The following is a 21,783-nucleotide window of genomic DNA, read 5'->3' on the forward strand; positions in this document are numbered from 1 at the left end:
TCTATTTCGCCCCCATGATACGCTCGAACGGGATTAGCATGCTGGCCAGGCGGAAGATGCCAAAGACGATCAGAAGCAGCACGACCGAGATCGACGAAGCAGCGCCCCATTCGTTGTAAAGCTCGATATTGCGGGACACGAGCATCGAGACCAGGAAGGTGCGCCCCCCGCCTAGCAGTTCGGGCGTAATATAAAAGCCCAGCGTCAGCACGAAGACCAGCACGGAGCCAGCAATTATGCCGGGGAGCGACAGGGGCAGGTAGATGCTGCGGAACACCAACCAGCCGTTGCCGCCCAAGCTTGCCCCTGCGGTTTCCAGCTCTCCGGGGATCTTCTTCATCGCAGCGTAAAGTGGCAGGACCATGAAGGGCAGCAAGATGTGCAGCGTGGCCATGGTGGTGCCGAATTCGTTGTTGACCAGCAGAAGCGGCTGGTCGATCAGGCCCAGGTCCTGCAGCGCGCTGTTCACGATGCCGCGCCGTTGCAGCAGGATCAGCCAGGCATAGGCGCGCACCAACACGCTGGTCCAAAACGGGACCAACACCATGCCAAGGATCAGCGCCGGCCAGATGCCTTGGGATTTCGCAGCGACATAGGCGATGGGGTAGCCAATCAGCAATGCCGCCATCGTCACGACAAAGGCGATGCGGAAGGTCTGAGTAAAGGAGGATAGATAGACAGTCTCGGTGAAGAAACGTTGATAATGCATCAACGAGAAGCCGTCGGGTCCCTGGAAGGACTGCCAACACATCCAGATCAGTGGCGCGATCAGCAGCAGACTGACTACCGCCAGCGCGGGCGACAGAAGCGCCAGGATCAGGCGACGTTCGCGGCGTTCTTCCGGGGTTATGCTTTGGGCCATGGATCCGTTCGTGCCTTTGACATTGCGTCGGGGCCGCGCCATTGCGCGGCCCTCAGCGGCATCACTGCTGGACAAAAGAGGCCCAGCGTTCCTGCGCGGCTTCGCCCTCGGGGGAGCTCCACCAGGCGGCCGAGTTCAGCACCTGCAACGGCGCGTTCTCAGGTGAATTGGGCAGTTCGGCTGCGCGTTCCGGGGTGATCTTGCCAGTCTCATAGGCAGCCGGGTTGCCCGGGCCATAATCGATGTATTCGGGGAAGTTCGCCTGGATTTCGGGCGACATTGCGGCCTCGATGAACTTCATCGCATCGGCACGGTTCGGTGCCCCCTTCAGCACACAAAGCGAGGTGTATTGCAGAATACCCTGGTTATAGGTGAAATCAACCGGCGCGCCCTCGTTCATCACCGCGCTGACGCGGCCGTTCCAGGCCATCGTCATGTCGACCTCTCCATCCGCCAGGAGCTGCGCGGACTGCGCGCCCGAAGTCCACCACACGGTGATATGCGGCTTTATTTCCTCCAGCTTGGCAAAGGCCCGATCCACGTCCAGCGGATACATGTCGGCGGGTGCGACACCGTCGGCCATCAACGCCGCTTCGAGCGTGGCCAGAGGGTGGTTGCGCAGGGCGCGCGTTCCGGGAAACTTCTCGACATCCCAGAAATCGGCCCAGCTCTGCGGTGCCTGGCCTTCTTCATAGGCCTCAGTGCTATAGGCCAGGACACTTGAGTAGAATTCATAGGCAACTGAATACTCGTCGCGCAGCTCCTCGGGCATAGCAGCGACGGATGGCATGACGGACAAGTCCAGCGGCTCGATCATGCCCTGTTCGCCGCCGCGGATGCAGTCTTTGGTCGGCGTGTCGATCACGTCCCAGATGGGCGCACCGGTTTCGATTTGGGTGCGGATCTGGGGCCATGCGTCGGGCGAGCTGTCCTGCCGGACCTTGATGCCGGTTAGTTCGCTTGCCGGTTCTAGGATAGCCTTGGTCTGCGCCTCCTGGTAGGCGCCGCCCTGGGATACGAAGGTGATCTCTTGTGCCGCGGCAATGGTGCCAAAGGCTAGGGCGCAGAGCGCGGTTGTCGAAAACATCGTCTTCATCGTTATACCTTCCTGTGAGTTTCGTTATTGTTGTCGTTCACTTTCCAATCGCGTCGAGGAACTGATACCAGCCAGCGACCAGCCGGACACCGATCTCTCGCGCAGGGTAGAAGGGGACTGGATTCAGCGGCAGCGCGCCAATGAGCGCGGCATCCGTCGGTTGCCCCAGAGTCAGCGCTGCGATGTGCCGGCCCATGTAGCTGGCCAGCGCGACCCCGGTACCATTGTAACCCATCGCATAGATCAGTCGATCGTCCAGCCGGCCCATATGCGGCAGGCTGTCCATTGTCATGGCCACAAGACCCGACCAGCGATGCGTGACCTCCACCCCGTTAAGTTGCGGGAACTGCTTGAACATTGCGCGTTCTAGCGCCGCGAACGCTGCCGGGCTGTCGGTTTTGCCAAAGGCACCCCGCCCGCCATAAAGCAGCCGGTCGTCGGACTTGCGAAACCACCGCATCATGCGCCGGGTCTCGGTGTAGCTGCGCCCTTGGACCAGCAGTTCCTCGCCTGGTGTGCCCACCAGCGGTTGCGTGGCGATCATGGCCGACCGGAACGGCACGACCCGGCGGCGGACCGGATCGGTGGCGGGCGTCAGGTCGGAATAGCCGTTCGTCGCGAGCACGACCTGCCGTGCGCTAATCTGCCCCCGGGGTGTCAACAGGCGCAGGCCGTCTTTGGTGCGCTCGATCGCGGTAACGGGGCTTTCGTCATAGATCCTGATGCCACTGTGGCGCAGACCTGCCGCCAGCCCGCGGACGAACTTCAGCGGGTGGATGACGCCGCCATGTTCATTCAACATCCCGCCCAGGAAATCGCCCGAGCCGGTTTCCGCCCGCATCCCGTCCGCGTCTAGCATGGAAACCGCATGATCGCCGAGGCTACCCTGCAGCCAAGCGCATTCGGCTCGCAGAGCGTCCAGCGACGCCACGTTGTGAGCGCAACGCAGCGACCCGGTTTCGCGCCAGTCGGCTTCGATACTGTAGTCGGACAGCAGCGTAGCGACGTTGGCAATAGCTTCATTGCCGATGTCATGCATCCGCCGGGCGGTGCCAATGTCCCAGCGGCGAGCCATCTCGGCAAAGCCCAGGCGGAACTTTCCTGACACGACCCCGCCATTGCGCCCGGATGCGCCCCAGCCGATGCGGCTGGCCTCCAGCACGATTGCGTCCACGCCCTGCGCAGCAAGCGCGCGGGCCGTGGACAGGCCCGTGTATCCCCCACCGACAATGGCTATATCGGCCTGCACGTCGCCCTGCAGCGGTTTCGCATCAGGCGCGGGCCCGGCCGTGTCTCGCCACAACGACTGCGTCTGCGGCAACGGGGGAAGCGCATTCATCAGGCAGCGACCTTTCCGCGGTGTTGCGCAGCCAGTTCGGTATCCACCGCGTCCGCCAGTTCCTTCAACGTTGTGAAGTGGTAATCCGGCGTGGTTACGGTTTTCGGAATGGGGGAGGCACCAAAGCCTTCCTGACCTGCGCGACGCTGGATCCAGCAGGTTGTGTAGCCAAGCTCCCGGGCGATGCCGATGTCGTGGTGCTGGCTTTGTGCAACGTGCAAGATTTCCGACTGCTTGAAGCCAAAGGCCGACTGCCGGCCCTTATTATACGCAAAAAATTCCGGTGCAGGCTTTGCATAGCCGGTTTCGTCGCAGGTTACGGCGTCGTGGAAGGGACGACCCAACGTGTGCTCATAGGCAGTGAAGGCGGTGCGGTCGGCATTGGTCATGGCCACAAGGCGGAAATTCTTGCGCAGACGGGCTAGCGCATCAACGGAATCCGCAAAGGCAGGCCAGCGTAGGACCGAAAGCTGGAAAGCGTTGGCTGTTGCTTCGGAGTTGTCGTAGCCGGTTTCCTCGGCGATCGAGAGGTACACGTCGCGGAAGGCGAAAGACGACCGGCCGTAGAACTTGTCGCGGCCACGCAGATAAGGCTCGAAGATCTCGTTGTCGCTGGCGGCGGCGGCCTTGGGTCCGCCCAATTCGCGGATTGCGTTCAGTACGCCGGTTTCGAAGTCGATCAACGTGCCAACCACGTCAAAGGTCAGCACCTTGAAATCAGTGAGTTTCATGTCGCTTGTCCTGTCAGTTGCGATGAAAGGGTCCGTCAGGCCGCTTGCGGCACAACGATGGTATCATTGGGATGCAGGGCCAGTGTCACTGGCTGGCCGGGCTCCGGCATCATCTGCCATCCCGAATGGTTCGAGGGCATGCGCAGGCTGACCGCGTGGCCCCCTTCCAGCGTGACAAAGATGCGCACGCTTTCGCCTTGGTATACGGTGGAGCTGACCATGCCGGGCAACAGGTTCGCCTCGGGCGCGGTGGATGGCCCGGCCAACGTCAGCTTTTCAGAATGCACAGTCAGGAACAGGTCGTCACCCGCCGGGATGGCATGGGCGCATCGCAGGGCCTTGCCCGACAATGTCAGCGTGCCGGCATCCTGTCGTGCGACCGGTAGCAGCATCGCCTCGCCAATGAAGCTGGCGACGAAGGCGTTGACAGGGCGGTCGTGCAGCTTACGGGGGCTGTCGATCTGGACTAATTCGCCATCCTTCATCACCGCGATCCTGTCTGACATGGTCAGTGCTTCGCGCTGATCATGGGTGACATAGATGATTGTCGCACCCAGCGCGGCATGCAGATCCTTCAGTTCAAGCTGCATCGTTTCACGCAGTTGCTTGTCCAGTGCTGAAAGCGGCTCGTCCATCAGGATCAAGCGCGGCTCGAAGATCATCGCTCGGGCCAGTGCAACCCGCTGGCGCTGACCGCCAGACAGTGCCGCAACGGACCGGTCTGCGTAGCCCGACAGTTCCACCATCGCCAGCGCGGCCTCCAGCTTGGCGGGCCAGTCGGCCTTCGGCATGTGCCGCGCACGCAGCGGAAAGGTGATGTTCTGCCCCACGGTCATGTGCGGAAACAGCGCATAGTTCTGGAACACGATACCGATGTCGCGTTTGTGCGGCGGCATGTGGGTGATGTCGGTCGTACCAAGGTGGATGGTGCCCGAGGTCGGCTGCACGAACCCGCCAAGGAGTCCCAGAAGTGTCGTTTTGCCCGAACCTGATGGGCCTAGAACCGACAGGAACTCGCCCGGTGCCACGTCTAGACTGACATCGTTCAGCGCGTTGAAGGTGCCGTATCGCTTGACAGCATTGCGGATTGTCACGCCGACCTGTTGTGGATGCAGGGATGCGCCCATAAGTCTCCTCTTCGACGCGTACAATTGTCTGCGCTCTATGCAGGAATGTAAAAACATTCTGCAGCGATGCGACGATAATCGTTGGCCGCGTTCATCCTAGCTGGGGTGTCAGGGCTGTTTCTGCCCTGTTTTGATCAGCCTGCAGAAAAAACTCCGCGCCGGCAATTGAAAAAAAATTGTCATGAGTGTTACATGATGTAATGAATAGACCGCGTCGCCACCTGCCTTCGATGAATGCCCTCTTTGCTTTTGAAGCAGCGGGCAGGCTCAGGAACTTTTCTCGCGCGGCCGAAGAGTTGAATGTCACGCCTGCCGCCGTCAGCCGTATGATGCAGCGACTTGAGGCCCATATCGGGTCGGCACTCTTCCGGCGCAGCGGCAATGGCGTTACGCTGACCGAGGACGGCCAAAAACTGTTTGAATCAACCAGCCGCGCCATGAATTTGATCGATGACACGTTGACAGAGATCGAAACCCGCAACCGCGATGCGGACGTGGTGACTATATCGGTTTCGACGGCCTTCACGACGCATTGGCTCATGCCGCACATGCCGCAATTCAAAGCGGCCTTTCCGTCCGTTGATCTGCGTTTTCAATTGATTACTGGGCCTCTCACGGGACCGGTGAATGATGTCGATCTGGGCATGCGGTTCGTATCGGGACCAGTTGCAGGCCACCGTATCTTTCCGATCATGCCCGAAGTTCTGCTGCCGGTTCGCGCCCGCAGCTATCCCGCTCATGATGCGTTCCGCGAGGGCACGATCATCCGACTCTCTGCGGGCCAACCACCTGGTGTCGGCGATCCTTTGAGCGCCGACGGAACAGCGACGCTGATGTTCAGCGATTATGCGATTGTGGTTCAGGCTGCGCTTCTGGGGCAGGGGGTTTGCTGGGGCTGGCTGAATGTCATCAGCCATTGGCTGTGTGAAGGACAACTGGTTGCCGATGAGGGGTCGTCCTGTCACGTCACTGATCGCGAGTGTTGCATCATTCAGCGCAACCGCCACTCCGAGCGGGCCGTAGTTGCGGACGTGCGGGAATGGCTGATTGTGCAGATGCAGGATGATTATCGTGCAATCCTTGCACAGTATCCCGGGTTGGGTATCCCGGCTTTGCGCTGATACAAGACCACTTTACCGTGCCGTACGGCCACCACGCCGTGGGTCCGTTGCCCTAATTTCACCAATGTCCTTCGCCGGTCGGAAGCTTGCGGGCTGGTGCAAAACCCAGACCGGGCGGTGCAGCCGATAAAATCCCTTATGGCCGTCCACGGAGCAAGCAATGCGCGACTTTAGCCATGATCGGCTGCTGCAGCTTCGTCGGCCCGCCCCGCGACGGTCTCGTTGAGACCGCCTATTTCACCTTCCCCCATGCCGAGGGCCTGGGCTTCGCAAGAGCGATGGCAGCGAGCCTCATCTCTATCGCTAAGTCTCACGCCCCCTTCCTGAAGGTTTTCGCGCACACGCTTCCCGGGCACAACGCCTCCAGATCCGTGCTCGGCCGTCTTGGCTTCGGGCAGGTCGGGGACGCTATCGACGACGAGGCTGGACAGGTCTGGCGGTGGGAACTCGTCCGATAGCGGTCGCGGCTGGAGACGGCCTCGCGGAGCCCCTCCAACAACAGGGACCGAAAAAACGCGAAAACTCCGCGAGGCCCGCTTGGAAGGAGCTTCGCGACAAGGACACCTCAGACGCGTGCTCGGCGTCCAAGCTGCCATATGCCATCTGAGCCGATCCATAATACCCGATACATCCGCCGCTGCAGCCTGCAGGATTAACGATGCGTGGGACGGACCCTCGGACGGAGAATGCCAGAGGAGAAGTCCACTTACCCAGTCAGCTTACAGCCGGCCCGCTGCGGCGGTTCCGCTGACCATCCCCCGTGCAAGAAAGCCGCCATCGACTGCAAGTGTATGACCCGTGATGAAGCCAGAGCGCTGCGGATCGAGGAGGAAGGCTGCCGCCTGCGCAATTTCCTCTGGGCGAGCATAGCGCTTGATTGGCAGGACGTTCAGCCAGCCCTCGCGCGCTTCTTGCGAATGGTGTGCCAACACCATTGGTGTATCGACGGGACCCGGAGCCACCGTGTTCACCCGCACGCCTACCGGAGCAAGCTCAACGGCCAACACCTTGCCCATCGTGATGACAGCGCCTTTTGATGCCCCATAGGCCATGCGCCCTTCGTTGCCGCGCATCCCCGAGACAGAGGCGATATTGACAACGGCACCGCCGCGCATGCCCATAGCAGCAACCGCCGCACGGGTGACGATGAAACACCCGACGACGTTAACTTCGAGGATACGACGAAAGCAGTCTGCCTCCATCTTCATGGCGGGCGTGTCTGCGGCAATGCCGGCAGAGTTCACCACACCGTCAATCTCGCCAAAATCGGCTTCGATCTCGGCCACAGCCTGTGTCACGGCCATCTCATTGGCAATGTCGACGCCGTAGCAGCGCAGCTCCGGGTTAAGCCCATCAAGAGCGGTGAGTGCTGGACCGGGAAGGTCGAAAGCGGCAACCTTTGCCCCTTCACTTAGCATCTGATCGACGATGGCTCGCCCGATACCAGACGCACCTCCGGTCACAATCACTACTTTGCCGTGCATGGGTCTTTCTCCTTTTTGCCGTTCATGGCGCGCAACGGGAAACCCGTCGCGCGCGGCTTGTTCAAAGCCAGCAGCGGATTCTATCCACCATGGCACGACGGGAGATGCCGTAGCGATCTTGCAGAACAGGCAAGGATCCGGCTGCAAGGAAAGCGTCGGGTAATGCGATTTGGCGGAAACCGGCGGGTTGCACTCCTGCGCGCACTAGGCAGCCCGCCACTGCTTCGCCAAGACCGCCGATGACTGTGTGGTTCTCGGCCACCACGACCAATCGACCTGAACGGGATGCCTCATGAATGATCGCCACCTCGTCCAGCGGTTTCAGGGTCGGCACATGCAGCACAGCCACGTCGGTGCCATCCTTCTGCAGCTCCTTCGCGGCATCGAGTGCCCGCATCGTCATGAAGCCGGTCGAGATCACCAGAACATCACGCCCGCCGCGCAAAAGGGCAGCCTTCCCCAGCTCGAACCGATAGTTGTATCCATCGAGCACCAGCGGCACGGCGCCGCGCAGGATGCGCATGTAAACCGGGCCTTTGTGATCTGCGACGGCCTCGGTCATCTGCTCGACATCCAGTGCATCGCAGGGGTCGATCACGGTCAGGTTCGGCATTGCGCGGAAGATGGCAAGATCTTCGGTCGCCTGGTGGCTAGGGCCGTAACCCGTGGTCAGGCCTGGAAGCCCGCCAACGAATTTCACATTAGCGTCCTGTTCCGCTACGGCTTGACTGATGAAGTCATAGCAACGGCGGGCCGCGAAGGTGGCGTAAGTTGTGGCGAAGGGGATGAAGCCCTCTTTTGCGAGCCCGCCTGCTGCGGTCGCCATCAATTGTTCGGACATGCCCATCTGATAGAAACGGTCGGGGTATGCCTGTGCGAAGATGTGAATGTCAGTATACTTCGCCAGGTCGGCGCTCATTCCCAAAATTTCCGGGCGGTGCCGGGCGAGTTCTACCAGCTTGTGGCCGAACGGCGCCATCTTGGTGCGATGTCCCTCATCCACCGAGGAGGAGATAATGGCCGGCGCGGCGGCGGGTTGTGTGGTGGCGGTCATATTCATGCGGCTCTCCCGGCGTTCAGCGCCTCGTGGGCACGTTTCCAATCATGGGCCTCTAGCCGCACGAAATGGCTCTTCTCGCGGCCTTCCAGAAAATCCACGCCACAGCCCAGTTTCGTATCGCAGATGATGATGCGCGGTTTGGCTTCGGGATATTCGCGGGCGTTATCGAAAGCTTCCACAAGTGCGGGCAGATCATTGCCGTTGACGCGCTGCACGAAGAAGCCAAAGGCTTCGAACTTCTCGATCAGTGGCTCAGTGTTCATGACTGACATCGAAGGGCCGTCGGCTTGGATGGCGTTGAAATCCACGATGGCAATGACGTTGTCCAACTTGAAATGTGCAGCAGAGATGGCGGCTTCCCATGTCGGGCCTTCGGCCAGTTCGCCGTCACCCATGAAGGCATAAACAAAGGAAGACGACTTCTTGCGTTTCAGTCCAAGCCCCATACCGACCGCCATCGGCAGGCCCAGCCCGATAGACCCGCCCGACATTTCCGCGCCGGGGGTGTAATGATACATGCCCGACATCGGCAAGCGGCTGTCATCCATGCCATAGGTGACCAGTTCGTCCTCGGGGAGATAGCCTGCTTCCGTCAGGATGGCATAATGGGCGATGCCGTAATGGCCCACCGACAGCAAAAAGCGGTCGCGGCCTTCCCATTCTGGTTGCTCAGGGCGGTGTGTCATCGCGTGCAGATAAGTCACTGTCAGCACGTCCGCGACGCCAAGCGCCTGTGCGATATAGCCTTGCCCCTGGACTTCGGCCATCGTCAGCGCGTTGCGCCGTACGCGCATGGCCCTATCGGCGAGTTCAGAGTTATGAAGTCGGGTCGTCTCTGTCATGGCTGGTTCTCCATATAAGTAGGCAGGCCTGCTGATGGCGGTTGGTCCTGTGTGGCGGAGCCCGGGATGTCAGAAAGCGGCTGCATGGCGCAGGTCTGTCCCCCGTCGACCGGAATTGCGGCTCCTGTGATGAAGGCTGCCTGATCCGAGGCAAGGAAAAGCGCCGCTTCTGCTATGTCCCAGGCTGTGCCCATGCGCCCCATCGGAACCATCCTGGCCCGAGCGGCCTGCATCTCTTCGACCGAGCTGTATTGGCCGGCGATCTGGCGATAGATCAGCGGCGTATCTATAGCGCCGGGCATAATGCAATTCGCGCGTATGCCGTGCCGTGCATATTGCAGTGCCAGCGCGACGGTCGCCTGATTGACGGCGGCTTTCGTGGCGGAATAGGCGAAATAGGGATACCCGGTCCACCGGATCGCCGCGATAGAGGAGATGTTGACGATAACTCCGCCCCGCTGAGCCAGAAAATGCGGGATGACTGCCTTGCAGGTGCGGTAAACCGAACCGAGGTTAAGCGCGACTGAAGCGTCGAATGCCTCTTCCTCTAATTCGACCGGCCCACCGAAATGGGTGACACCTACGTTGTTGTGCAACACCGCCGGCAGGCCAAAGGCGGCAACCGCCCGTGCTACCGCCTCCTTGACCGAAGCGGAGTCGGTGACATCCGCCACGATGGCCTCTGCCTCGCCACCCTCGGCGTGGATAGCCTCGACCGTATTGGCTGCGGCTTGGGGGTCGCGATCGATGCAGGCGACGCGGGCGCCTTCGCGGGCATAGGCAAACGCCGCGGCTTTGCCGTTGCTCCACCCATCCATGCTGCCACCTGCACCGAAGACCAACACCGGCCGTTCGGCAAAGCGGCTCGCGTTCATGACGTTTCTATGCGGCATCACAGCATTCCGATCGAAATGGCAGGAACAAGGGCGATGACGATCAGACCGATCAGCAGCGCAAAGATGTATGGCCAGATCGCGCCGAATGCTTCATCGGGGGATACGTTGCCGATCTTGCACGCAAGGTAGAACCCGATCCCAATTGGCGGGGCCATCAGACCGATGTTCATCGCGACCACGACGACCATCGCATAATGCACATCGTGGATGCCAAGACTGCGGGCAATGGGAAACATCAACGGTGCCATCAGCACGATGGCAGGCAGACCTTCCAGAACGCAGCCGAGGATCAGGAAGATCACAATGGTGACCGCCATGAACGAGATCCAGCCACCCGGCACGGTGCGCATCATGTCGGCGACTGATTGGGCCACGCCTGCCTGCGTGATGACCCAGGCCATGGCTAGCGCAGTGCCAAGGATCAGCAAGATCGCCCCAGTCAGCGCCGCCGTTTCCAAGAGCATGTCGAGAAACTTCTTCCAGCTTATTCCGCCATACAGAAGGATGCCGATGGCCAGCGCATAGAGAACCGCGATGGTTGAAACTTCGGTAGCCGTGGCGATGCCGCCTGCCACCGATGAGCGGATCAGGAACGGCAGCACCAGCGCCGGGGCGGCGATCACCAACAGCTTGCCCATCGTGGCGAAGGGTGCGCGGCGGACAGTGCCAGAGATTTCGTGCCGCGCTTTCCAGCGTGCCAGCCCGATCAGCATGGCAAGCAGCACCCCAGCGACAACGAACCCACTGGTGAACAGCCCGGCAATGGACACCCCGGCGACCGAGCCAAGCACGATCAGCACGATGGATGGCGGCACGGTGTCGGCCATGGCCGCGCCGGTTGCCAGAAGGGCGATCATCTCGGGCGGCTTGTTGCCGCGACGCTTCATTTCGGGGAACAGCGCAGGGGCAACCGTTGCCATATCGGACACCTTCGAGCCCGAAATGCCTGAAACGATGAACAGAGACCCAAGCAGCACATAGGACATTCCGGCCTTCACATGGCCGATCAGTGAGCCAAGGAAATCGACGATGGCCTTGCCCATACCTGTCGCATCTAGAACGGTGCCCAACAGAACGAAGATCGGCACCGACAGCAGGATGACGCTGGACATGCCTTCGTCCATCCGCCCCATCATGACGTAAACCGGCACATTGCTGCCGAACATCAGATAGGACAGCGTGCCGATGCCAAAGCAAAAGGCAATCGGAACCCCGGCCATCAGACAGGCGGGCACAAGGAACAGCAGAAAGATCAACAGCGATGCCGCACCCATGCCGATCAGTATCGGCGTGGCAAACCAGAACGCTGCACCAATCAAGCCCACAGCAACCACGCCGAAACTGATGTCAGCAAGGCGATGGTTTCGCGCGAGAAACTGTAACACCAGCATCAGCATCAAGACGAAACCGAAGGGGATGGCCGAGACGCGGAATGTGTTGGGAATATGAAGCGCCGCCGTTGTGATGAACCACTCTTCATAGGCGTATTCGAAGGCAGCAGGCATCAACGCCGCCAGAAAGGTTGCGACCACAACCAACGCGGTTGCCTCCATGCGGCCACGCCACAGGCTCGGCAGCTTCTTCAGTGCGATGGTTAGACGCAGGTGTTCGTTACGGTCCAGTGCGATTGCAGAGCCAAGCATCGCCAGCCAGATGAAGCACAGCGAGCCTGCCTCCTCGATCCAAACCACGGGAATGTTGAAGATATAGCGCGACGCGACCCCTCCGAAGAGCAGCGCGACCAAGACAACGAGCAGGATTGATCCGATGATTTCGATCGGGCGCATCAGCGGCGAGCCAGCGCGTATGTCTTCGCTCATACTGGTGACGACGTCGGATATGTTCTGGTCTATGGCGGTCATGGTTCCTCCGCGGATGGACTGCCGTTTTCGGGCGGAGCCGAACCGGTGACGTTTTCCGTCACCGATCCCGCTCATGCGTGAGCGCCAAGAGACGCGATGTGTCAGACGAGTTGTCCAACGACGGCTTCAAGCGCACCCCATGCTTCCTCGCCGAAGGTGCCGCGCCATTCCTTGTAGAAGCCGGCGGACCGCAAGACTTCGCGGATCGGAGCCGGATCAGGCTCGTTGAAGATCATGCCGCTTTGCTCCAGCTCACCCTTGAGGGTGTCACTCATTGCCGCGAGATCGGCGCGTTCCTCCATGATGGCTTGCGTGAAATTGGCGTCGACAATCTCTTGCATATCTTCCGGAAGCGCCTGCCAGGCACGGGCGTTGCCAAGGAGCCAGAAACCGTCCCACATGTGATTGGTTAGAGAACAATATTCCTGCACTTCATAGAGTTTGCCTGAACTGATTGTGGACAGCGGGTTTTCCTGCGCATCGGCAACGCCGGTTTGCAGCGCAGTATAGGTTTCGTTCCAGTTGATGCTGGTCGGGGCGGTGCCAAGCGCTTGGAACATCGAGGTCCAGAGCGGGCTTACCGGAACGCGGATCTTGAGCCCTTTGAGGTCATCGGGGCCCACGATGGGCTTCGTTGATGTCGTGATCTGCCTGAAGCCGTTGTCGAACATGTTGCCGAAAGCATGCAGGCGCGACCCCTCGATTGCGGTCCGGACAATACCGCCAAGCTCTCCGTCCATCGCTTTCCAGACACTGTCGTAGTCTTTGAACGCGAAGCCGACGCCGTTGATTGCGGCAACTGGGACAAGCGATGACAGGATGATGCCGGAAAGGGAGAAGAACTCTACCGCGCCCCCGCGCAGCTGGTTCAGCGTGTCCGTATCGGACCCGAGCTGGTTGTTCGGATAGATCGATATGTTGACCCTACCGCCGGATTGATCTGCGATGCGCGCCGCTGCCGCTTCCATCCGGTTGTTCATCGGATGGCCGAGTTGGTGGTTGTTGGCGAATTTGTAATTGAACTCCGCCGCGTTGGCGCGGCCGGACAGGATCAGGGGGCTAGCGAGCAATACGCCGCCAGTGGTCGCCAGGAACTGGCGACGGCTCGTGTTCAACATTATTTCCTCCCAGTGCGCGGAGAATTCCGCAGTGCGCCCTCTTCTTAAGCCAGCGCAAGAGTCTCCTCCTCCATGCGCCAACTCAGGTCACTACTAATCCATAACATGGAGTCCATAATTGCGACAATGATTCATTTCCTAATAATTTTCTTGAAAAACAAGACTATTACGTTTATAACTGTCCATAATGTGGAGTGCATCTCATGACTTAAGCCAGCGCAAGAGTCTCCTCCTCCATGCGCCAACTCAGGTCACTACTAATCCATAACATGGAGTCCATAATTGCGACAATGATTCATTTCCTAATAATTTTCTTGAAAAACAAGACTATTACGTTTATAACTGTCCATAATGTGGAGTGCATCTCATGACTGTTGAATTCTCCAATCCGGAAAGCCCCGCTGAAACAACCGGCAGTCAAAGCATCGAACGTGCTACTCGGCTGCTTGGCATGGTGGCGGAAGGGCAGCATGGCGGGTCGAGCCTGGCCCAGCTTGTGGCACAAAGCGGACTTAAGCAGGCCACTGTCAGGCGCCTGCTGGTTGCGCTGATCCGCGCAGGGCTGGTGGAGCAGGACGACGAAACGCGCCGCTACTTTCTGGGGGTCTCCAGCTATGTGTTCGGGGTCATTGCTGCGGAGCGCTTCGGGCAGTTTCCGATGGCCGACGCGGCTGTGCGGCGGCTGGCAGAGCGCAGTGAGGATACAGCGTTTTTCTGCGTGCGGCAGGGGGTTAATACCTTGTGCCTCAAGCGCGAAGAGGGCGTGCATCCTTTTCGCTCGCATGTTCTCAACGTCGGGCAGCGTCACCCACTGGGGGTCGCGGCGCATGGCATTGCCATTCTTGCAGCCCTGCCGGAACGTGAGGCCGACGCGATTATCGCCTGCAATCTCGACATCTATCGCGAAAGCTATCCGATGCTGACCGAGACGCGGTTGCGAGGACTGCTGGCGGAGACCCGGCAGCGGGGATGGGCGCTGAACCCCGGGGTGTTCCATGCAGGAGCTTGGGCGATCAGCATTGCAGTGCGGGGCGTCCGCGGAGAAGTGCTAGGCGCGCTGTCGGTGGGTGCGATGGAGGATCGCCTTGGAGCATCTCGGCAGCCGCAGATTGTATCGATCCTGAAAGTTGAAGCCCGCAAACTGGAAACCGCATTTGCGGCTATCGGAGCGCAGGCGATCCGACCCGAGGGCAACAAGACCACCACGATGCGCACATCCGGGAAGGGCAACCCATCTCTGTGACGCGGGGCAAGCAGTTTTCGGGAGGAGAGACGAAAACGATGACTGATACATTGACCCCCGAGGGGTTGACCACAGTTGCAGCAGCGCGGCGACTGAAACATCCCGGGCCACCCACACCGTTACGACGTGAAAGCCATGCCGGACCTGTGCTTGGAGGTCAGGTGACGCTGCGACCAGGTCAAAGCCTTGCCGCCGCTGTGGGAGAGGTAGCGGCAACTTTGGGCATCACTGCCGGTGCGATAAACCTGACAGGGGCCAGCCTAAGCCCGGTGCGCTATGTCATGCCAACCTATGCTCGAACGCTTGATCATGTTGCATATTACAGCGACACCTATGCTGTTGACGCGGGCTTCGTGATTGAGTTCGCAACTGCGACTTTCGGCTTTCGCGACGGCGAACCGTTTCTACATTGCCATGCGCTGTGGCGTAATGTGAAGGGCGAGCTTTGTGGCGGCCATATCCTTCCACTCGACACCATGCTGGCGGCACCGCTGACGACGCATTTTTTGGGGACGAACACAGTCGAGATGCGGGCTGAATTTGACCCGGAAACCAACTTCACGTTGTTCCGCCCCTTTCAAAAGCAGCCGGGTGAGGGGAAATTAGTGGTGGCTCATATCCGCCCAAACGAAGATTTCGTCACGGCGATCGAGCGTATTGCCGTCGCGCATGGTGTCGAGCATGGCCGGATTATCAGTGGGATTGGCAGCACCGTCGGTGTGGTGTTCGAAGATGGACTGATAGTCTCGGAAATCCCGACGGAACTGCTGATAACCGATGGCTATATCACACCCGGACCGGGGAGCATGCCTCAAGTAGATGTTGAGATGATCCTCATTGATTCGTCTGGCAACCTTCATCGTGGTCGGCCCGCTCGCGGACAGAACCCAGTGCTGATCTGCGCCGAGATCTTCATAGAAATTCTTCCCGCAAGCTGACAAAGGCGGAACCGATCATGACACGCTATACCGCATCTCACTGGGGCATCTATGAAATCGAACGCGATGCAACAGGTGCACCGCGGATCCTGCCGCTGACCGGGGATCCTGATCCGTCACCCATCGGCCTGCATCAGCTGGATCCGGCGCTACTGGAAGCCCGTGTGCGCCGTCCCTCTGTCCGGAAAAGCTGGTTGGAACACGGGGCAGGGGCTGCGCCACATCTGCGGGGACGCGAACCTTTCATCGAAGTCAGCTGGGAGCGCGCGCTCGATCTGGTGGCAGCAGAGGTTGACCGGGTTCGCAAGCTACATGGAAATGAAGCGATTTTTGGCGGCTCTTACGGCTGGGCCAGCGCGGGCCGTTTTCACCATGCACAAAGCCAAGTCCACCGTTTCCTGAACCTGACGGGAGGATATGTGCGGCATACGGAGTCCTACTCCCTGGGTGCGGCACATGTCATTATGCCGCTGATTGCGGGAACGATGGCCGATCTGATGGCCGATCACACCTCATGGGATGTGATGGCCGAACATACCAAGCTCTTTGTGACCTTCGGCGGTGTGCCCCGCAAGAACTCGCAGTCCTCACCGGGCCTGGCCGGAAAGCATCGGGTGCACGAGGGACTGCAGGCGATGGGCCAAGCGGGCACGCGGTTCATCAACGTGGGACCCTGCTGCGACAATCTGGATACCGGGACCGCGGTAGAATGGTTGGCAACAAAGCCCCATACCGATACCGCGCTAATGCTCGGTCTTGCATGGCAGTTGCAAGCCGAAGATCTCCATGACCGCGACTTTCTTGCCAGTCATTGCACGGGGTTTGACCGCTTTCTGGCCTATCTGACCGGCGAGACCGATGGCGTTGCCAAGACCCCCGCCTGGGCGGCCAGGATCTGCGGTGTATCGGCCGACCGGATCGAACGCCTTGCACGTGAAATGGCCGCCATTCGCACGATGCTGAATATCCAGTGGTCGTTGCAACGGGCGCATCATGGTGAACAGCCGTTCTGGGCCCTCACGACACTGGCGGCCATGCTGGGCCAGATCGGGTTGCCGGGAGGCGGATTCGGAGTGGGTTACGGGCCGGCAAACACGATGGGATCGCGCCATCGCAGAATGTCTGGTCCGTCGCTGGACCAGTTCCGCAACCCGGTTTCGGCTTACATTCCTTGTGCACGCATTTCTGATATGCTGCTTAATCCCGGCGCGCCGTTTACCCATGCGGGGCGGCACCTCACCTTCCCCGATATTCATATGATCTACTGGGCGGGCGGCAATCCCTTTCACCACCATCAGGACCTGAACCGCCTGATCCGTGCTTGGCAAAAGCCTGCAAGCATCATCGTGCATGATCCCTATTGGACCGCGACTGCACGCTTTGCAGATGTGGTGCTGCCTGTGACGACAGCGATGGAGCGCAATGACATCGGGTATGCAACGCAAGAGGGCTATTTCGTCGCAATGCGCAAGGTTGTTGAGGCTTACGGCGAAGCACAGGACGATTACGCGATCTTCTCGGGTATCGCCGAACGGCTGGGTCTAGGAGATGCCTTCACAGAAGGCCGCGATGAGATGGCTTGGCTGCGGCACCTCTATGATGGCGGGCGGGCGAAATGGGACCAACAGGGCGTACTGCTGCCGGAATTTGACAGTTTCTGGGAAGATGGTCTTGTCGATCTCGAATTCGCAGCCCGTAGTCAGGTGATGTTTGACAAGTTCCGCGCCGATCCTACGGCGCATCCGCTGACCACACCAACCGGCAAGATCGAGATCACCAGCGCGAGTATCGAAGGTTACGCACTGCCAGGATTTGCGCCGCACCCCGTCTGGCGGGAACCAGTGGAATGGCTGGGCGCTCCACGCGCGGCACGGTATCCCTTGCACCTGCTGTCGGACCAGCCGGGCCGCAAGCTGCACAGTCAGCTTGATCCGAGCGCGCACAGTGCCAGTGGTAAGATCAAAGGGCGAGAGCCAATCTACATAAACCCTCTGGATGCCGCTGCGCGGGGGATATTCGGAGGTGACATTGTTGAAGTGTTCAACTCACGAGGGCGCTGCCTTGCGGGCGTAATCTTAACCGAGGATTTGATGCCGGGAGTTGTTCGGATTTCGACAGGCGCTTGGTATGACGGCCGAGCAGAGGATGGGCTGGAAAAGCATGGCAATCCGAATGTTCTGACACTGGATATTCCAGCGTCTCCGCTGTCGCAGGGTTGTGCGGCGCAGACATGTCTGGTCGAGGTATCCGGCCCGGTTGCCAACCCGCCCCCGGTAACCGCATTCAACCTGCCGCAGCTGATTGGGGAGTAGATTACACGGAGGTGCCAGAGATGCGAACTGCGCGCTTGTAGCAAAGATGGTCGAACACAGTCTTGAGGAACCTTCGGCCTCATTACCTTCGTGGCCCTGACTGCGTTCGCTCCTCTGATGCGAAGTTTTCGTTTAGGCCGCGACGTCTCAGTTTGGCTGGGCTTGTGTCGCCATTCACAAGGGTGGCCATTGGCGCATCTTAGCGACTGAAGTCAGGGGATTATGCCACCCGGCTATCTCAGCTCGTCGCTTGCCAGCTTAAGGCGTTTGGCAATCTGAGCTAAGGGGATGCTCGTGTCCTGACCATGACTAAAACCGACTGCCGGATGCTCGATACCCAGATTCCATAACACCCGTTCTGACCAGTTTGCCCTGTAGGCGCAGAGTAGAATTGTCGCGAACTGGCAAAGTTGATTTGTCGCTCTTGCCCTGTTGCTAGGGCCTTGCGCTCAGGATGTGACACAAGGGCATTGGCATGGGACTTCTCCTGATGAGCAAACGCGAGCTTCAGCGGATCGAGGTTTTGGCGCAGGTTCTGGACGGCAGCTTGCGGTCAGCGACAGCTGCCAGTCTGCTGGGCTTCAGTCAGCGGCAGGTGCAACGCCTGCTCGGCAAGGTGCGGGTCGAAGGCGCCATGGCGGTACGCCACAAGCTGCGCGGCCGACCCTCGAACAACCGCGTCAGCGCTCTCAAGCGCGACTACATCCTGTCGCTGATCCGCAGCGATTATCCTGACTTCGGGCCGACGCTGGCGGCCGAGAAGCTGGCCGAGCGGCACGGTATTCGCATCTTGTCGGAGAGCCTGCGGCAATGGATGATGGCGGCCGGGCTTTGGCACAGCCGTGCGCAGCGGCGCCGTGTTCACCAGCCCCGGCTGCGCCGGCAAGCTCTTGGCGAGTTGATCCAGATCGACGGCTCGGATCATCGCTGGTTTGAGGATCGCGGTCCGGCCTGCACGCTGCTGGTGTTCATCGATGATGCCACCGGCAAGCTGATGCAGATGCGCTTTGTCCCTTCGGAGACTATCGAAGCTTACTTCGCGGCTTTGGAGGGCTACCTGGCGGAGCACGGCCGCTCAGTGGCGTTCTACTCGGACAAACACAGCATCTTTCGCATCAACCGTCCCGAGGTCCGCAACGGACGTAAGCGCGACGCCGACCCCCTCCTGCCATTGCTAAGCTGAACCGGCCATTGTCGGCGTGTGTGTTGGTTTTAGGGGCTTGGGATTTGGGAAGAGGCAAAGAAGTGGGCGTCCATTTGGACGGTTGCGTCTTCGGCATCTGCGCCCTGCCCGGATGGCTTGGCGCTTTTCGATGAACCCAAGATGGCGCTAATGCTGCGGCTGCACAATGGATCCCTTCGGATTGCTGCCATGCAGCAATTGCATGTGGACCGAGCCAAGTCCTATGTTGGCGTTACTGGTTTATGACCAGAATGTGACTGCACTACCCCGTTAGCGATCACGCTGCGCCGCAAAAATGGGCGCTATCTGCACTGCTCGTGGCATGATGCCGACGATTGCAACAGGTCCTTGATGATGGGGTTCTGCCGGCTGCGTTTGGTGCAGTTCCCTGGGAACGGCCTGACACCTCCGTGAACCGCCAAGCTTCCCAAAGGGAAATCTCTGATACTGTTCTTTTTTGGACAGGCATACTTTCGAATGGTGATCTTTTTCATGCTTCCTTGGTGGTGACGAGACGAACAGGTCCAGGTCAGAGGGTGCATATGCCTGTGCCGCCGCCGCATTGGCCCCGTTGGAGCCGAAGCAAAACGGAGGCTTGCAGAGAGGCTTGCGTGACTAGGGTTGAGCTTCAGACAATGATGGTCGAAAGCAGGGTGTGATCAGCCCCGGCGGGCGGCGTCGATCGCTGCCACGTCGATCTTGCGCATGGTCATCATCGCGGCAAAGGCGCGGCGCTCCTCATCCCCGCCTGCCATCATCGCCTCTGTCAAGGTGCGCGGCGTGATCTGCCAGGATAGTCCCCAGCGGTCCTTGCACCAGCCGCATTGGCTTTCGCTGCCACCATTGCCGACGATGGCATTCCAGTAGCGGTCGGTTTCCTCCTGGTCATCGGTGGCGATCTGGAACGAGAAGGCCTCGTCCGGCTTGAAGACAGGCCCACCGTTCAGGCCGATGCAGGGGATCCCCGCCACGGTGAACTGGACAGTCAGCACATCCCCCTTCTTCCCGGAAGGATAATCATCGGGAGCGTGGTGAACCGCCTCCACCCGGCTGTCCGGAAAGACCGAGGCGTAGAAGTTCGCGGCCTCCTCGGCATCCTTGTCGAACCACAGGCACACGGTGTTCTTGGCGATGGTCACGGCACTTTCCTCCCGGATGATCCATCTTGCACCGTTGATCTGCTTCTGTCAGCCCAGTTAGCTGCTCTTCACGAGCCTCATGAGGGTCATCATACCCAAGGGCGGCAGGGTGCATTCGTCCGCGAGCGTCAAGCTCGCCTCGCCCAGCACCCGGGCCCGGTCGAAGTCCGAGTGCCAGCCGAGCAGGTTCGCCAGGGGCGCGGCAACCCGTTCGGCCATGGCCAGCGCGCCCGTGTTTCGGGCGAAGTGGTTGACGATGACCACGCTTCCACCAGGACGTACCACGCGGGCGATCTCTGACATGACTTGCTCGGGATCGGGCACGACCGAGATCACATGCATAACCGCGACGTGATCAAAACTCGCGTCCGGGAAATCAAGCTCTCGGGCATCCATTCGCTGCAGCGCGGCTACATTGGTGAGCCCCTCTGCATTCACCTTGGCACGGGCCTTGTCCAGCATCTCAGCGCTGTAATCGACGCCCGTGACCCTGACCCGGTGATCGTAGTGGCGCAGGGCAAGGCCGGTGCCCACGCCGACCTCCAGGACGGACCCGCCCAGTTCGCTCAGAAGCGCGGTGGCCCGGCGGCGCCCGACATTCGTCACCGCGCCAAAGGTGCGGTCATAGACGGGTGCCCAGCGGGCATAGGATTTCTCGACGGCCTGGAGTTCCATTCATTCGTCCTTTCGTGCGGGCGTCCGCCTGGGCCGGATCCAACTCAGCGTCAGCAACAGCAGATAGCCAAAGTCCAAAAGCACCAGCGTCAGCCAGGGATAGGTAAGCAGAGATGCGCCGAGGGCGACCGCTGTAAGGATGAGCAGGCGCGCCTGGTCGGGCCGGACCCGGACCGGCCGGAAGGCTGGGGTGGGCAGGCGGCTGACCATCAGTGCCGCGACCACCATCATCCAGAGCGCGCAGGCCAGCCCCGGCACGGTGGCACCGGGTATGAGATTGGCGATGAAGATCGGCAGAAGGACCAGCATCGCCCCAGCAGGCGAGGGCACCCCCGTGAAGGCCGTCTTGGGTGTGGCCAAAGCAAGGGGATCACGGCTGCCGATATTGAACCGAGCCAGCCGCAGGGCGCAGGCTACCGCGTAGACCAGCGCGGCAATCCAGCCCAAGCCGCCGGCGCCTCCATAGGCCCAAAGGTGAAGCACCAGAACCGGTGCCACACCAAAATTGACGAAGTCGCACAGCGAGTCGAGTTCCGCGCCCATGGCGCTGACGCTCCGCAGTCTGCGGGCCAGCCGCCCATCCAGGCCGTCCAGCACCGCCGCAAGGAGGATCAGGGCTGCCGCCCTGTCGAACTCCTCCAAGACGGCCATGCGGATCGCGGTGAGCCCTGCGCAAAGCGCCGCCAGCGTCAGGACATTCGGCAGAAGTTGCATCACGGACAGTCGAAAGCGGCGGTCTGGATGCGCGTTCATGT

The 21,783-nt window shown here is 60.3% G+C and carries 19 protein-coding genes and 1 pseudogene; 6 read left to right on the forward strand and 14 right to left on the reverse strand.

The window, feature by feature from the left end; genetic code table 11:
- Position 1: 1 nt before the first annotated feature.
- The 5 genes from Q5701_RS16965 to Q5701_RS16985 all read right to left on the reverse strand — a co-directional run bounded on the left by Q5701_RS16965 (position 2) and on the right by Q5701_RS16985 (position 5,155).
- Complete coding sequence (locus Q5701_RS16965; protein ID WP_306752165.1) at positions 2–862, reverse strand: ABC transporter permease; 861 nt, start codon at positions 860–862, stop codon at positions 2–4.
- A 61-nt stretch (positions 863–923) separates the two neighbouring features.
- Positions 924–1,958 (reverse strand): ABC transporter substrate-binding protein, encoded by a 1,035-nt coding sequence (locus tag Q5701_RS16970; protein WP_306752166.1) that lies wholly within the window; start codon positions 1,956–1,958, stop codon positions 924–926.
- A gap of 37 nt (positions 1,959–1,995) precedes the next feature.
- Positions 1,996–3,297 carry an NAD(P)/FAD-dependent oxidoreductase gene (locus tag Q5701_RS16975; protein ID WP_306752167.1) on the reverse strand — a complete coding sequence of 434 codons (1,302 nt, stop codon included), beginning with the start codon at positions 3,295–3,297 and terminating at the stop codon, positions 1,996–1,998.
- A complete protein-coding gene (locus tag Q5701_RS16980) occupies positions 3,297–4,028 on the reverse strand; it encodes an HAD-IA family hydrolase (protein ID WP_306752168.1) in 732 nt (243 codons plus the stop codon). Before Q5701_RS16980 ends, Q5701_RS16975 begins: the two co-directional genes overlap by 1 nt.
- Before the next feature lie 35 nt (positions 4,029–4,063).
- The gene (locus Q5701_RS16985) at positions 4,064–5,155 is read right to left on the reverse strand and encodes an ABC transporter ATP-binding protein (protein ID WP_306752169.1); all 1,092 of its coding nucleotides are present in this window, start codon (positions 5,153–5,155) and stop codon (positions 4,064–4,066) included.
- A 230-nt stretch (positions 5,156–5,385) separates the two neighbouring features.
- Between Q5701_RS16985 and Q5701_RS16990 the strand changes: the two genes are divergently transcribed.
- Both Q5701_RS16990 and Q5701_RS16995 read left to right on the forward strand, forming a co-directional pair.
- On the forward strand, positions 5,386–6,276 hold the full coding sequence (locus Q5701_RS16990; protein ID WP_306752170.1) for a LysR family transcriptional regulator: 891 nt from the start codon (positions 5,386–5,388) through the stop codon (positions 6,274–6,276).
- A gap of 176 nt (positions 6,277–6,452) precedes the next feature.
- Positions 6,453–6,734 (forward strand): GNAT family N-acetyltransferase, encoded by a 282-nt coding sequence (locus tag Q5701_RS16995; protein ID WP_306752171.1) that lies wholly within the window; start codon positions 6,453–6,455, stop codon positions 6,732–6,734.
- A gap of 261 nt (positions 6,735–6,995) precedes the next feature.
- Here the strand turns inward: Q5701_RS16995 and Q5701_RS17000 are convergent, their stop codons facing one another.
- From Q5701_RS17000 to Q5701_RS17025, 6 genes are all read right to left on the reverse strand, one after another.
- Positions 6,996–7,760: an SDR family NAD(P)-dependent oxidoreductase gene (locus tag Q5701_RS17000; RefSeq protein ID WP_306752172.1), complete on the reverse strand. Its 765-nt coding sequence runs from the start codon at positions 7,758–7,760 to the stop codon at positions 6,996–6,998.
- A 61-nt stretch (positions 7,761–7,821) separates the two neighbouring features.
- A complete protein-coding gene (locus tag Q5701_RS17005) occupies positions 7,822–8,820 on the reverse strand; it encodes a transketolase family protein (RefSeq protein WP_306752173.1) in 999 nt (332 codons plus the stop codon).
- Positions 8,817–9,662: a transketolase gene (locus Q5701_RS17010; protein WP_306752174.1), complete on the reverse strand. Its 846-nt coding sequence runs from the start codon at positions 9,660–9,662 to the stop codon at positions 8,817–8,819. The genes Q5701_RS17005 and Q5701_RS17010 overlap by 4 nt, the downstream gene beginning before the upstream one ends.
- A complete protein-coding gene (locus Q5701_RS17015) occupies positions 9,659–10,555 on the reverse strand; it encodes an SDR family NAD(P)-dependent oxidoreductase (protein WP_306752175.1) in 897 nt (298 codons plus the stop codon). Before Q5701_RS17015 ends, Q5701_RS17010 begins: the two co-directional genes overlap by 4 nt.
- Positions 10,555–12,495, reverse strand: coding sequence for a TRAP transporter large permease (locus Q5701_RS17020; protein ID WP_306752176.1), 1,941 nt, complete (start codon positions 12,493–12,495; stop codon positions 10,555–10,557). Before Q5701_RS17020 ends, Q5701_RS17015 begins: the two co-directional genes overlap by 1 nt.
- 26 nt (positions 12,496–12,521) lie before the next feature.
- A complete protein-coding gene (locus Q5701_RS17025; protein WP_306752177.1) occupies positions 12,522–13,538 on the reverse strand; it encodes a TRAP transporter substrate-binding protein in 1,017 nt (338 codons plus the stop codon).
- Positions 13,539–13,905: 367 nt separating this feature from the next.
- Between Q5701_RS17025 and Q5701_RS17030 the strand changes: the two genes are divergently transcribed.
- The 4 genes and pseudogenes from Q5701_RS17030 to Q5701_RS17045 all read left to right on the forward strand — a co-directional run.
- Positions 13,906–14,781, forward strand: coding sequence for an IclR family transcriptional regulator (locus Q5701_RS17030; protein WP_306752178.1), 876 nt, complete (start codon positions 13,906–13,908; stop codon positions 14,779–14,781).
- Positions 14,782–14,819: 38 nt separating this feature from the next.
- Positions 14,820–15,719 carry a PCC domain-containing protein gene (locus Q5701_RS17035; RefSeq protein ID WP_306752179.1) on the forward strand — a complete coding sequence of 300 codons (900 nt, stop codon included), beginning with the start codon at positions 14,820–14,822 and terminating at the stop codon, positions 15,717–15,719.
- 17 nt (positions 15,720–15,736) lie between these two features.
- A complete protein-coding gene (locus Q5701_RS17040; RefSeq protein WP_306752180.1) occupies positions 15,737–18,031 on the forward strand; it encodes a molybdopterin guanine dinucleotide-containing S/N-oxide reductase in 2,295 nt (764 codons plus the stop codon).
- A 475-nt stretch (positions 18,032–18,506) separates the two neighbouring features.
- Positions 18,507–19,175: pseudogene (locus Q5701_RS17045) on the forward strand (ISNCY family transposase); the annotation flags it as partial.
- A 698-nt stretch (positions 19,176–19,873) separates the two neighbouring features.
- Here the strand turns inward: Q5701_RS17045 and Q5701_RS17050 are convergent.
- Genes Q5701_RS17050 through Q5701_RS17060 form a run of 3 tightly spaced genes read right to left on the reverse strand, consistent with a single transcriptional unit; the run spans position 19,874 to position 21,781 of the window.
- On the reverse strand, positions 19,874–20,353 hold the full coding sequence (locus Q5701_RS17050) for a VOC family protein (RefSeq protein WP_306752181.1): 480 nt from the start codon (positions 20,351–20,353) through the stop codon (positions 19,874–19,876).
- Between the two features lie 57 nt (positions 20,354–20,410).
- Positions 20,411–21,028, reverse strand: a complete 618-nt coding sequence (locus tag Q5701_RS17055; RefSeq protein ID WP_306752182.1) for a class I SAM-dependent methyltransferase — start codon at positions 21,026–21,028, stop codon at positions 20,411–20,413.
- Entirely contained in the window at positions 21,029–21,781 is a 753-nt protein-coding gene (locus tag Q5701_RS17060; protein WP_306752183.1) for a CDP-alcohol phosphatidyltransferase family protein, read from the reverse strand. It abuts the gene before it with no gap.
- Positions 21,782–21,783: the final 2 nt, after the last annotated feature.

The organism is Paracoccus actinidiae, assembly GCF_030863885.1.
Classification (GTDB): Bacteria; Pseudomonadota; Alphaproteobacteria; order Rhodobacterales; family Rhodobacteraceae; genus Paracoccus; species Paracoccus everestensis.